This is a genomic window from Arthrobacter sp. LT660, from assembly GCF_056172845.1.
In genome coordinates this window covers 2,680,838-2,694,187 of record NZ_CM149651.1, presented here as the reverse complement: position 1 = coordinate 2,694,187, position 13,350 = coordinate 2,680,838, and the positions used below count along the sequence as shown (strand labels likewise).

Here is a 13,350-nt window from a genome sequence, read left to right as displayed (position 1 = left end):
AGCGCCCGCTTTGGCGGAAGTTTCCGGGGGTTTCCTCTCAACGCGAAATTCAGCCGGCGCGGAAACCCGGTGAGCGATATCCTCCGCGCATTTCCCTCAGAGCGTCCAGCCGTCGATCTCCGACAGGTCCTCCCCGTGGCTGCGCGTGTGGTCGTGGGCCTGGCGCAGGCGGAGCTCATAGCGGGACCGGAGCCCGGGTTGCCGGGCTTCGACCTCCGGAACCCGGTCCAACACGTCCAGCGCCAAGTGGAACCTGTCGATCCGGTTCAGCATGGCCATGTCGAACGGCGTCGTGGTGGTGCCCTCCTCGATGTAGCCGCGGACGTGGAAGTTGTCGTGGTTCGTGTGCCGGTAGGCCAGCCGGTGGATGAGCCACGGGTACCCGTGGTACGCGAACACCACGGGGCGATCGGTCGTGAAGTAGGAGTCGAAGGCGGACTTCGCCAGGCCGTGCGGATGGGCGCGGTCGTCCTGCAGCCGCATCAGGTCGATCACGTTGACCACGCGTATCCGCAGCTCCGGGTCGTCCGCGCGCAGCATGGCGGCCGCGGCGACCACCTCCGTCGTCGGAACGTCGCCGGCGCAGGCGAGGACGACGTCGGGTTCCCGCCCCTCGACCTCGCTGCCGGCGAAGTCCCACACCCCGAGCCCCGCGGCGCAGTGCTCCGCGGCCTGCCGCGGATCCAGCCATTGCAGGGCCGGGGCCTTGCCCGCGACCACCACGTTCACGTAGTCCCGGGTGCGCAGAACGTGGTCCATGGTGTGGATCAGGGTGTTCGCGTCCACCGGCAGGTAGACCCGCACCACCTCCGCCTTCTTGTTGACCACGTGGTCGATGAAGCCCGGATCCTGGTGGGAGAAACCATTGTGGTCCTGCTGCCACACGTGGGAAGACAGCAGGTAGTTGAGGCTGGCCACCGGACGGCGCCATGCCAGTTCCCGGTGCACCTTCAGCCATTTGGCGTGCTGGTTGAACATGGAGTCGACGATGTGCACGAACGCCTCGTAGGAGTTGAGCACCCCGTGCCGGCCGGACAACAGGTAGCCCTCCAGCCACCCCTGGCAGAGGTGCTCGCTCAGCACCTCCATCACGCGGCCGGCGCGGGCCAGGTGCTCGTCGACGTCGCGGATCTCGCCCTGCCACACTTTGTCCGTCGCCTCGTACACGGCGGAAAGTCGGTTCGACGCGGTCTCGTCCGGCCCGAAAAGGCGGAAGTTGCGGGGGTTGCGCCGGATCACCTCGCGCATCCACCCCCCGAGGTTGGCCATGGCACCCAGCCGTTCGGTGCCGGGCGCGCCGACGTCCACGAGATGCTCCGCCGGATCGGGAAGGTCGAGTGGCTCCAGCAGCCGACCCCCGTTGGCGTGGGCGGTAGCGCTCATGCGCAGCTCGCCCTCCGGCGCGAGTCGCACGACGTCGGCGCGCGGCGTCCCGTCGCCGTCGAACAGTTCGTCGGGTCGGTAGGACAAGAGCCACTCCTCCAGCTGCGCCAGGTGACCGGGGTCCTCGTGGATGCCGGAAAGCGGGACCTGGTGAGAGCGCCACGTGCCCTCCACGGACTGGCCGTCGACGGTGCGGGGGCCGGTCCATCCCTTGGGTGAACGGAACACGATCATCGGCCAGATCGGCTGGGCCTCGTCGACCCGATGCCGGTCCGCACCGGGCCGTTCGTCCGCGGCATGTCCGCCGCGGGCCCGGTCCTGGATCCCCCGGATGCCGTCGAGGCACGCGTCCAGCGCCGCCGCGAAGTCGGCGTGCGCCCCTGCGTGGTCGTCGGGGTCTCCGACGGTGACGAACCGCGGGGCGTAGCCGAGGCCCTCGAAGTATTTCCGGAGCCGCTCTTCCGGCATCCGTGCCAACACCGTGGGGTTCGCGATCTTGTAGCCGTTCAGGTGGAGGATCGGCAGGACGGCGCCGTCGTGGACCGGATCGATGAAGTTGGTCGACTGCCAGGATCCGGACAGCGGACCGGTCTCGGCCTCGCCGTCGCCGACGACGCAGGCCACGATGAGGTCCGGGTTGTCGAAGGCGGCCCCGTAGGCATGGGCCAGGGAGTAGCCCAGCTCGCCTCCCTCGCTGATGGAACCCGGCGTCTCCGGCGCCGCGTGACTGGGCACGCCGCCGGGGTAGGAGAACTGCCGGAACAGCCGATCGAGGCCGGCCTCGTCGGTGGTGATGTCCGGATAGACCTCGGTGTAGGTTCCCTCGAGGTAGGCGTTGGCCACGTTGGCGGGCCCGCCATGGCCCGGGCCCGTGACGAACAACATGGATTGGGCGCGTTCCCGGATGGCCCGATTCAGGTGAGCGTAGATGAAATTCAGTCCGGGCGTGGTTCCCCAGTGGCCCAGCAGGCGCTTCTTGACGTCGTCCGCCTCCAACCGGCGACGGAGCAGGGGGTTGGCCCGGAGGTAGATCTGGCCGACGGAGAGGTAGTTGGCCGCCCGCCACCAGCGTTCCAGTGGCGAGTAGCGCTTGCTGGTAGCGGTAGTCCATTTAGTCGGTAGCGCGGTTCTGGCGAGGTGGTAGCGGCCCGGGCGCTGTGTACCCGGGCCGCTCCGGTGTTATTCCCAGTAGTCCTGGTGGGCGCGGGCCTGGTCGTTTTGGTGCCTTCGCATATCGATCTGGCCGAGGTTGATGATCCGGGCGTTGTTGGCGAGGCGGTTCACGATCGAGTCCGCCGCGACCCGATCGGGCAGTTCGGCGATCCAATGCGCCGGCCCGGTCTGCGAGGCGATCATCGTCGGCAGCCGGTGTTCGCGGTTCGCGAGGATCGCGAACAGGTCGCTGGCGGCGTCGCTGTCGATGCCGACGGTGAGGAAGTCGTCGATGATCAGCAGGTCGATGTTGGAGAGCTCGTTCAGCAGTTTCTGGTGGGCGATGCCGTCGCCGCGTGCGATGACGAGCCGACGGGCGAGGTCGTCCATCCGGAAGTAGAGAACCGAGTGTTCGCTCTGGCAGGCGCCGATGGCCAGCGCGCAGGCGAGGTAGGTTTTCCCGCCGCCGGTGGGCGAGATGATGAGCAGGTTCGTCGCGTCGGAGCGCCAGTCGTGGGCGGCATAGCGTCGCATCCGAATGGGGGTGATGCCGCGCCCGTCGCGGTAGTCGACCTCGGCGACGGTCGCGCCCGGGATCGGGAAGGCGGCCTGGCGGATGAGTTTGTCGACCTTGTTGATGCGCCGGGACTCAAGGGCGTCGTCGACGGCGGTTAGGAACAGCTGCTCGGGGGTGAGGGTGTCGTTGCCTTCGTCTTGGATGAGCTCTTCCAGCCGGGTCGCGACGTGGGTCACGCGCAGGGCCCGGAACTTGTCATAATCGATGCTGGTGAACATCACTTCCCCTCCTCGTCGCGTGCATAGTGGGAGGCATCGCGAACATAGACGTCTGGCATGGTGTCGCGGAAAACGACGGTGCTGACGCGTTTGCGTGTCGAGGCCGCCGGGACCTGCGGCCGAGGCTTCTTCGCGTCGCTGTCGATCGCCGCCATCAGACGTTTCAGTGTCGAGTAGGTCGGATGGGCGCTGCGGTTCACGAGTTCCTGGCAGGCCGCCTCCAGCCGTTCCCGGTTGTTTTTGCCGAGCCCGTCCAGGACGTTCTGGCAGGACAGGTAGCCCTGCGCCTCAATCACCTGGCCGTCGAGAATCTGCTCGATCACCGTGACGGTTGCCGGCCCGACGCTGCGCGCCCGATCGGTGAACCACCGCCTGGACCACAGCCCATCGATATTGCGGTGCTGCGGCGGGACATGGCCGGGCAGGGTCGAGTACTGGCCCTTTCGGCCGGTCAACCGCGGGTGTTCGCAGAGCATCTCGTGCCCATCGAAGACCGTCACCCGGGACGAGGTCAGCCTCACCCGCAACAGCTTCCCCGCCAAAGCGAACGGCACCGAATACCGCTGCGTTTCGGCGGTGACGTGGTAATTACGGCCGGCCTTCAGTTCCTTCCAGGAGACGTCTTCGAACGCAGCGTCCGGCAACGGCTCGAGGAACTCCCGTTCCTCGGTGTCGAACCTCTCCCACCTGGTCGTATCGTCAGCGCGGCGGATGTCGTGGTTGATCTCCCGCACCCGCTCCTCGATCGCAGCATTCAACTCGGCCACGGTCGTGAAGACATCGTCGTCGAGGTAACCGATGACGCGCTTGTTCACGACGTTCACCGCGTTCTCGGCTGCGGCCTTGTCACGCGGGCGCTTAACGCGTGCCGGAACGATCGCGCACTGGTAATGGTCGGCGAGCTGCTGATACCGAGTATTCACAACCCGCTCCGCGTCACCCTTGTGGACTTGGTGGGTCGAGGTCGTCGGGTTGTCCGGAACGACGATCTGCGGAACGCCGCCGAAGAACGTGAACGCCTGAACGTGAGCGTCGAGCCAGGCCGGGGACTTCATATCCGCGTAGGCGCGGCAGAAGATCACGCCCGAGAAAGGCAGCACAGCAACGAACAACACCGCCCTGACCACCTCGCCGGTGATCGTGTCAACGACGTCCATCGTGTCGCCGGCCCAGTCCACCAGCATCGCCCGGCCCGGCTCGTGCCGGAGCACCGCCACCAAATCGTGGGTGCGGAGATAATCGGTGAACAGGGCGCAGAACTGCGAATACCCGTACTTCTTGCCCGCGTCCTTGGTATCGACGTAACGGCGCCAAGCCAACAGCAGAGTGAAGTGCCGGTTCTGTTTCATCGACGCCAGCACCTGCGACAGGTCGGGCTGGACGTACTCCTCTGATACCTTCCGGCGCCCGTCGGGGAACCACTTCGCGAGCTCAGTGTCGGTGATCGCACCCACCGAAGTGACACCCCGGCCCTGGATCTCCTGCCGAACCCGGGCCACGTCGCGATGCGAGCACCCCGCGATCTCGACGACTTCGCGGTAACTCCGCCCCTCCAGCAACAGCCCCAATATTTTCCGATAGTCCACCATGAACCCGCCCTTAACAATGAAACGACAACGCCGAATGCGTTGTCCCTTCACAGCAGAGCAGTACATCAACCGCCAGCGCTACCGTGTACCCGGAAACGTGCTACCAACTCGACGGACTACCGCTACCACCAAGCGCTAGGTGCCATTCCAGCGCTTCCACGTCCGGGGCGTGCTCGGATGAATCCAGATCGGTGTGCGAAGTAGCCATGGGACGCACGCTACCCGCAGCCGTCCGGCGGTTGCAGGGGTGGCGGCGCACCGAAGGACGCCATGCCACCGGAAGTCGCTCTTCAACCTGGGCGTTAAATGGGTCGGGGCCCCAACTGTGTTGGGGCCCCGACCTGAAATTATGTCCGGCGGTGTCCTACTCTCCCACACCCTCCCGAGTGCAGTACCATCGGCGCTGTGGGTCTTAGCTTCCGGGTTCGGTATGGGACCGGGCGTTTCCCCCACGCTATGACCGCCGTAACCCTGTGTCCCGTTCCGCCCGGCACCGGTGGTGTGGGGGTGGGAAATCGTGTGGGTCACGGTTGTTTTCGTGACGTTCCCGCCCACCGTGGTTCACCCCCTGGTTTTTGGTGGGGGTGTGCCGTGGTGGCGGGTTATTTTGTTGTGGTTTTCCGAAACGGTTGTTGTTTCGGGACCGCATAGTGGACGCAGCGTTTCTTGCCACACGCTGTTGGTGTGGTGTTTGTGGTGTAAGTTGTCGGCCTATTAGTACGGGTCGGCTTCACGAGTCTTTGGTCCTCGCTTCCACGTCCCGCCTATCAACCCAGTGGTCTGCTGGGGGCCTCTCACCATAAATGGTATGGAAATCTCATCTTGAAGCGGGCTTCCCGCTTAGATGCTTTCAGCGGTTATCCCATCCGAACGTAGCCAATCAGCGGTGCACTTGGCAGTACAACTGACACACCAGAGGTTCGTCCGTCCCGGTCCTCTCGTACTAAGGACAGACCTTCTCAAATTTCCTGCGCGCGCAGCGGATAGGGACCGAACTGTCTCACGACGTTCTAAACCCAGCTCGCGTACCGCTTTAATGGGCGAACAGCCCAACCCTTGGGACCTACTCCAGCCCCAGGATGCGACGAGCCGACATCGAGGTGCCAAACCATGCCGTCGATATGGACTCTTGGGCAAGATCAGCCTGTTATCCCCGAGGTACCTTTTATCCGTTGAGCGACGGCCGTTCCACAACGTGCCGCCGGATCACTAGTCCCGACTTTCGTCCCTGCTCGAGCTGTCGCTCTCACAGTCAAGCTCCCTTGTGCACTTACACTCGACACCTGATTGCCAACCAGGCTGAGGGAACCTTTGGGCGCCTCCGTTACTCTTTAGGAGGCAACCGCCCCAGTTAAACTACCCATCAGGCACTGTCCCTGACCCAGATCATGGGCCGAAGTTAGGAATCCGGTACGGCCAGAGTGGTATTTCAACGATGACTCCACCCGAACTGGCGTCCGGGCTTCAACGTCTCCCACCTATCCTACACAAGCCGCACCGAACACCAATACCAAACTATAGTAAAGGTCTCGGGGTCTTTCCGTCCTGCTGCGCGTAACGAGCATCTTTACTCGTAGTGCAATTTCGCCGAGTTCATGGTTGAGACAGCGGGGAAGTCGTTACTCCATTCGTGCAGGTCGGAACTTACCCGACAAGGAATTTCGCTACCTTAGGATGGTTATAGTTACCACCGCCGTTTACTGGGGCTTGAATTCTCAGCTTCGCCTTGCGGCTAACCGGTCCTCTTAACCTTCCAGCACCGGGCAGGAGTCAGTCCGTATACATCGTCTTGCGACTTCGCACGGACCTGTGTTTTTAGTAAACAGTCGCTTCCCCCTGGTCTCTGCGGCCCCGATCCCCTCCCACACGCAAGGTGTGTTCAAGGTTGGGGCCCCCCTTCTCCCGAAGTTACGGGGGCATTTTGCCGAGTTCCTTAACCATGATTCTCTCGATCGCCTTGGTATTCTCTACCTGATCACCTGTGTCGGTTTGGGGTACGGGCGGCTGGAACCTCGCGTCGATGCTTTTCTTGGCAGCAGAGGATCACCGGATCACCCCGAGAACGGGGCGCCTATCGGGTCTCAGGCATCGTGAACGGCGGATTTGCCTACCGTTCGCCCTACACCCTTGGACCAGGTCGATTCCATTGCCTGGCCCGGCTACCTTCCTGCGTCACACCTGTTAATACGCTTACCTCCCTGGCTCGGGTCCCGCGCCGCGCACCCGGTATCCCTCCCGAAGGAGGAATGGTGGGCGTTTGGGGCGGTTAGCATCGCCAGCTCGGTATGGGCGGTTCTTCGCCGGTACGGGAATATCAACCCGTTGTCCATCGACTACGCCTGTCGGCCTCGCCTTAGGTCCCGACTTACCCAGGGCAGATTAGCTTGACCCTGGAACCCTTGATCATTCGGCGGACGGGTTTCTCACCCGTCTTTCGCTACTCATGCCTGCATTCTCACTCGTGCCGGCTCCACAACTGGTTCACACCGCTGCTTCACTGCCGGCACGACGCTCCCCTACCCACCCGGACGGCTGGACCACGAAGGCCTGCCTCAATATCCGGATGACGCAACTTCGGCGGTGTGCTTGAGCCCCGCTACATTGTCGGCGCGGAATCACTTGACCAGTGAGCTATTACGCACTCTTTCAAGGGTGGCTGCTTCTAAGCCAACCTCCTGGTTGTCTTCGCAACTCCACATCCTTTCCCACTTAGCACACGCTTGGGGGCCTTAGTTGGCGTTCTGGGCTGTTTCCCTCTCGACTATGAAGCTTATCCCCCACAGTCTCACTGCTGCGCTCTCACTTGCCGGCATTCGGAGTTTGGCTGACGTCAGTAACCTTTTGGGGCCCATCGGCCATCCAGTAGCTCTACCTCCGGCAAGAAACACGCAACGCTGCACCTAAATGCATTTCGGGGAGAACCAGCTATCACGAAGTTTGATTGGCCTTTCACCCCTACCCACAGCTCATCCCCTCCATTTTCAACTGAAGTGGGTTCGGTCCTCCACGCGCTCTTACACGCGCTTCAACCTGGCCATGGGTAGATCACTTCGCTTCGGGTCTAGATCACGCCACTGCAACGCCCTATTCAGACTCGCTTTCGCTACGGCTTCCCCACACGGGTTAACCTCGCGACGTAACACTAACTCGCAGGCTCATTCTTCAAAAGGCACGCCGTCACCCCAACAATGGAGGCTCCGACGGATTGTAGGCACACGGTTTCAGGTACTGTTTCACTCCCCTCCCGGGGTACTTTTCACCTTTCCCTCACGGTACTTGTCCGCTATCGGTCATTAGGTAGTATTCAGGCTTACCAGGTGGTCCTGGCGGATTCGCACGGGATTTCTCGGGCCCCGTACTACTTGGGATACCTTCACAGGGCGGCGGAAAGCATTACGGCTACGGGACTCGCACCCCCTATGGTCCGGCATTCAAACCGGTTCGCCTATACTTCCGCACCTCGCCCCACCAGTCCGGCAGAACTGATATGGATGGTCCCACGACCCCGGCCATGCAACGCCCGCCGGCTATCACACATGACTCGGTTTAGCCCCATCCGCTTTCGCTCGCCACTACTCACGGAATCACTGTTGTTTTCTCTTCCTGCGGGTACTGAGATGTTTCACTTCCCCGCGTTCCCTCCACGCAGCCTATGTGTTCAGCTGCGGGTCACACAGACACTCGCGCGCTGTGCGGGGTTTCCCCATTCGGAAATCCTGGCGTCAACGTCCGGTTATCGACTCGACCAGGCTTATCGCAGATTCCCACGTCCTTCTTCGGCTCCTAATGCCAAGGCATCCACCGTGCGCCCTTGAAAACTTGACCACAAACAGGCCAAGCAAAGAGCTATCTACAAATCGAGAGAACCACACGGACAACCGGACCACGAAGGCCAGGCCACCGGGGTTCTCAAATCAAAGAAATTGCTATTTGCACGGAAAACACCACAAAGGGCGTTCCCCGGTACAAGATGCTCGCGTCCACTATGCAGTTCCCAAACAACAACCCCAACACACCCACACCCCACCACCAACACCCCCGCAAAAAAGGGGATGCCGGAACCGGCGGGCCTAGGCCATGCGCGGGGACAACCAAGACACACAACCGCCCCCCCCACCACACACCCCGCACAACCGTGCGGAACATGCGCCGAAGGGCGCGGGCCTGTTGTCTCAGGGCCCAACAGTGCGCCATGGACCCGCCCCGACACCGACCCGGACCACCGCTTTCCAACCCCCCCCAAAAGGGGAGGCGTACTCGCACGGTCCAGGCACACGCCGGAACAGGCCACAATCCGTTGACATTCCACCCATGAGCACCCGCCGGCCGACAAACGCGGCCGCAACGGGCAAACACTGAACAAAACCCCCCACACTCAAGTGCGGACGGCGTTTGCTAGCTGCTCCTTAGAAAGGAGGTGATCCAGCCGCACCTTCCGGTACGGCTACCTTGTTACGACTTAGTCCCAATCGCCGGTCCCACCTTCGACGGCTCCCTCCCACAAGGGGTTGGGCCACCGGCTTCGGGTGTTACCAACTTTCGTGACTTGACGGGCGGTGTGTACAAGGCCCGGGAACGTATTCACCGCAGCGTTGCTGATCTGCGATTACTAGCGACTCCGACTTCATGGGGTCGAGTTGCAGACCCCAATCCGAACTGAGACCGGCTTTTTGGGATTAGCTCCACCTCACAGTATCGCAACCCTTTGTACCGGCCATTGTAGCATGCGTGAAGCCCAAGACATAAGGGGCATGATGATTTGACGTCGTCCCCACCTTCCTCCGAGTTGACCCCGGCAGTCTCCCATGAGTCCCCGGCATAACCCGCTGGCAACATGGAACGAGGGTTGCGCTCGTTGCGGGACTTAACCCAACATCTCACGACACGAGCTGACGACAACCATGCACCACCTGTGAACCGGCCCCAAAGGGGAAGCCGTGTTTCCACGGCGGTCCGGCCCATGTCAAGCCTTGGTAAGGTTCTTCGCGTTGCATCGAATTAATCCGCATGCTCCGCCGCTTGTGCGGGCCCCCGTCAATTCCTTTGAGTTTTAGCCTTGCGGCCGTACTCCCCAGGCGGGGCACTTAATGCGTTAGCTACGGCGCGGAAAACGTGGAATGTCCCCCACACCTAGTGCCCAACGTTTACGGCATGGACTACCAGGGTATCTAATCCTGTTCGCTCCCCATGCTTTCGCTCCTCAGCGTCAGTTAATGCCCAGAGACCTGCCTTCGCCATCGGTGTTCCTCCTGATATCTGCGCATTTCACCGCTACACCAGGAATTCCAGTCTCCCCTACATCACTCTAGTCTGCCCGTACCCACCGCAGATCCGGGGTTGAGCCCCGGACTTTCACGGCAGACGCGACAAACCGCCTACGAGCTCTTTACGCCCAATAATTCCGGATAACGCTTGCGCCCTACGTATTACCGCGGCTGCTGGCACGTAGTTAGCCGGCGCTTCTTCTGCAGGTACCGTCACTTTCGCTTCTTCCCTACTGAAAGAGGTTTACAACCCGAAGGCCGTCATCCCTCACGCGGCGTCGCTGCATCAGGCTTTCGCCCATTGTGCAATATTCCCCACTGCTGCCTCCCGTAGGAGTCTGGGCCGTGTCTCAGTCCCAGTGTGGCCGGTCACCCTCTCAGGCCGGCTACCCGTCGTCGCCTTGGTGGGCCATTACCCCGCCAACAAGCTGATAGGCCGCGAGTCCATCCCCAACCGCTAACACTTTCCACCCCCCACCATGCGGCGGAAGGAGAATATCCGGTATTAGACCCAGTTTCCCGGGCTTATCCCAGAGTCGGGGGCAGGTTACTCACGTGTTACTCACCCGTTCGCCACTAATCCCCCCAGCAAGCTGGGGATCATCGTTCGACTTGCATGTGTTAAGCACGCCGCCAGCGTTCATCCTGAGCCAGGATCAAACTCTCCGTAAAAAAATACAGACACAACCAAGAAGACCCAAGGAAAATCGGGCCAACGATTGCACCAAGCAAAACAATCCCGGCAAAAAAACCCTCCCACCACACCGAGGTGCGGCAAAAAGGGCCATTCACCAATAATCGATAAAAAATCGGTGTCAACAAACATGGCACACTATTGAGTTCTCAAACAACAGACGCTTCCAACCTCCACGACCCGGTAACCGGCGCTTCGCTCTGGAGCAACTTGTCTAACTTACCCTACTGCGTGTCGCTTCGCAAATCCACCGTTTCCGGCTCGCTGCGACTACGATGCGCTTTCCCTCAATCCGAGTTCCGGGCGCAAAACGCTCCGGTCCATTTTGGACTGATTTTGTAGGGTTGGGCCGCCTGCGATCTTCAGCGTTTCCGCTGTCCTTGTCCCGGCGACTCAGAAAACTTTACACGCGATCCGCCCCCGCGCCAAATCGCGGGCTCTCCCCGGAAAATCCTTGCCCACGCTGGGATCCAGCCCCCTCAGGCCCCCTCTGGAGACGCCACGGCGCACCACGGGTTTTTGAGCCCTGCGTCACACCTAATCCTAGACTTGACGCATGTCCCCACAACGCGCATCGACGCCCCCGTCCCCCGCAGCCGAACGCCACGATCTCGCCGCCCGCCTGGGCCTGTCCGAACCACTGGTCAACGCCCCCATGGCGGGGGCGGCCGGCGGACGTTTGGCCGCGGCCGTCTCGCGGGCGGGCGGGCTCGGCATGGTCGGCATCGGCGGCGGGGCGACGGCGGAGTGGATCTCGGCGGAGTCGGCTCGGGCGCGCGAGTCCGGCGGCGCGTGGGGGGTCGGACTCATGGCCTGGGTCCTGGAGAAATCGCTCGACCCGCTGCGTGCCGCGTTGGAAGCCCGGCCCGGCCTCGTCTGCGTGAGTTTCGGCGACCCCGGGCCGGCGGCCGCCCTGGCGCGGGAGGCGGGGGTACTCACCGCCATGCAGGTCGGTACCGGCGCCGAACTCGGCCGGGCGCTGGAGGACGACATCGACGTCGTGGTGTGTCGTGGAAGCGAGGGCGGCGGACACGGCCGCAACGACGTCGCCACGCTGCCGTTGCTCCAGCTCGCCCTCGACTCGACCGACAAGCCGGTGGTCGCTGCCGGTGGCATCGCGACGGCGCGGGGCGTGGCCGCCGCGCTGGGAGCCGGCGCGCAGGCCGCCTGGGTGGGCACCCGGTTCGCGGCGTGCGTCGAGTCGCTCAGCCACGCGCGCGCCAAGGAGGCCATCTCCGCCGCGGGCCTCGACGACACGGTCTACACCCGGGCCTTCGACATCGCCCAGCGCATCCCGTGGCCGAGGGAATACGGGGGCCGCGCGCTGGGCAACGCGTTCAGCGCGCGGTGGGCCGCCGACGAAGAGGGCCTGGAGCGGGAGTTGGCGGAGCACCCGGAGATCACCGCGGAGATGGAATTCGCCCGCGCGGGCGGGGACACGGCCACGGCGCCCGTCTACGCCGGCCAGTCCGCCGCCATGACCCGCGCCGGGGAAACGGCCGCCGACGTCGTGGCCGACCTCGCGCGCTTCCGCACCCACCTGCGGGACGCCGCGGCGCGCTGGTGATCCCCCGCGTTCCCGGCGGGCGGATCCACGGCTCGTTGACGCCGCGGCAGGAGACGGTCCTGGCCGCGGCCTTCCCCGGCATGGCCGTGGCCGCGGACCACAGTTGGCCGACGGGCGCCACGGTCTTGGAGTTCGTCGCCGGCGGCGGACGTTACATCCTCAAGGCCGCGGAGGATTCGCACCACATCGTGCGGGAGGCCCGCGCACACCGGACCTGGCTGGGCCCACTGGCCGGGAATGCCCCGGAACTGGTCCTGTACGACGGGCGGGCCGGGCTTTTGGTGACGCGCCACCTGCCCGGACACATCGCCCTGGGCTCCCCCGCGGCGGGGGACCCGGACGTGTTTAGACAGGCCGGTTCCCTGTTGGCGCACCTGCACCGGGGAGCTTTCGGCGGGGAGCGCGCCTCCACCCGCTACGAGGCCGCCATGGTCCGGCGCAGCGCGAACCTGGTGGAGCGTTCGCGCGGCCTGGCCCCGGCGGAGGAACTGGAGACGTTGGCGCGGTGGCTGCGGAACTTCGCGCCGTCGCCGGTGGAGCTGGTCCCCACCCACGGCGACTTCCAGCCGCGCAACTGGCTGGTCCGTCCGGACGGACGGGTGGCGCTCATCGACTTCGGCCGCGCGGATCTGCGGCCCTGGTACACGGATCTGGTGCGACTCGAACACCAGGAGCTCGCGGGCCGCGGGGATCTGCGGTCGGCCTTGCTGGAGGGCTACGGCGGACCTTCCGCGCCGCCCCGCAGCGCCGGATGGATGCTGGACAACGTCCTGCAGTCGCTCGGAACGGTCGTCTGGGCACACGAACGGGGCGACGCCGCCTTCGAGCGGCAGGGCCGCGGGATGCTTGCCACCACCGTCCGCACGCTGGGCGAGGGGCCGTGGCCGCCCGATTCGGTGCGCTGAC

5 protein-coding genes and 3 rRNA genes are annotated in these 13,350 nt (G+C 63.7%); 2 read left to right on the top strand and 6 right to left on the bottom strand.

What is annotated here, in order from left to right:
* Positions 1-96: 96 nt before the first annotated feature.
* The 6 genes from AC0QSG_RS12540 to AC0QSG_RS12515 form a co-directional block, all read right to left on the bottom strand.
* A complete protein-coding gene (locus AC0QSG_RS12540; protein WP_475377313.1) occupies positions 97-2,460 on the bottom strand; it encodes a phosphoketolase family protein in 2,364 nt (787 codons plus the stop codon).
* A 102-nt stretch (positions 2,461-2,562) separates the two neighbouring features.
* On the bottom strand, positions 2,563-3,330 hold the full coding sequence (locus AC0QSG_RS12535) for an ATP-binding protein (protein ID WP_475375122.1): 768 nt from the start codon (positions 3,328-3,330) through the stop codon (positions 2,563-2,565).
* Positions 3,330-4,919, bottom strand: coding sequence for an IS21 family transposase (istA, locus tag AC0QSG_RS12530; protein WP_475375123.1), 1,590 nt, complete (start codon positions 4,917-4,919; stop codon positions 3,330-3,332). The genes AC0QSG_RS12535 and istA overlap by 1 nt, the downstream gene beginning before the upstream one ends.
* 351 nt (positions 4,920-5,270) lie before the next feature.
* Positions 5,271-5,387: ribosomal RNA gene (gene rrf, locus AC0QSG_RS12525) — 5S ribosomal RNA — on the bottom strand.
* 225 nt (positions 5,388-5,612) lie between these two features.
* Positions 5,613-8,744, bottom strand: a 23S ribosomal RNA gene (locus AC0QSG_RS12520).
* A 585-nt stretch (positions 8,745-9,329) separates the two neighbouring features.
* Positions 9,330-10,855 (bottom strand): 16S ribosomal RNA (locus tag AC0QSG_RS12515).
* The 16S, 23S and 5S rRNA genes sit together here, the layout of an rRNA operon.
* Before the next feature lie 578 nt (positions 10,856-11,433).
* Between AC0QSG_RS12515 and AC0QSG_RS12510 the strand changes: the two genes are divergently transcribed.
* The gene (locus tag AC0QSG_RS12510) at positions 11,434-12,444 is read left to right on the top strand and encodes an NAD(P)H-dependent flavin oxidoreductase (RefSeq protein WP_475375621.1); all 1,011 of its coding nucleotides are present in this window, start codon (positions 11,434-11,436) and stop codon (positions 12,442-12,444) included.
* On the top strand, positions 12,441-13,349 hold the full coding sequence (locus AC0QSG_RS12505; protein ID WP_435728817.1) for a phosphotransferase family protein: 909 nt from the start codon (positions 12,441-12,443) through the stop codon (positions 13,347-13,349). Before AC0QSG_RS12510 ends, AC0QSG_RS12505 begins: the two co-directional genes overlap by 4 nt.
* Position 13,350: the final 1 nt, after the last annotated feature.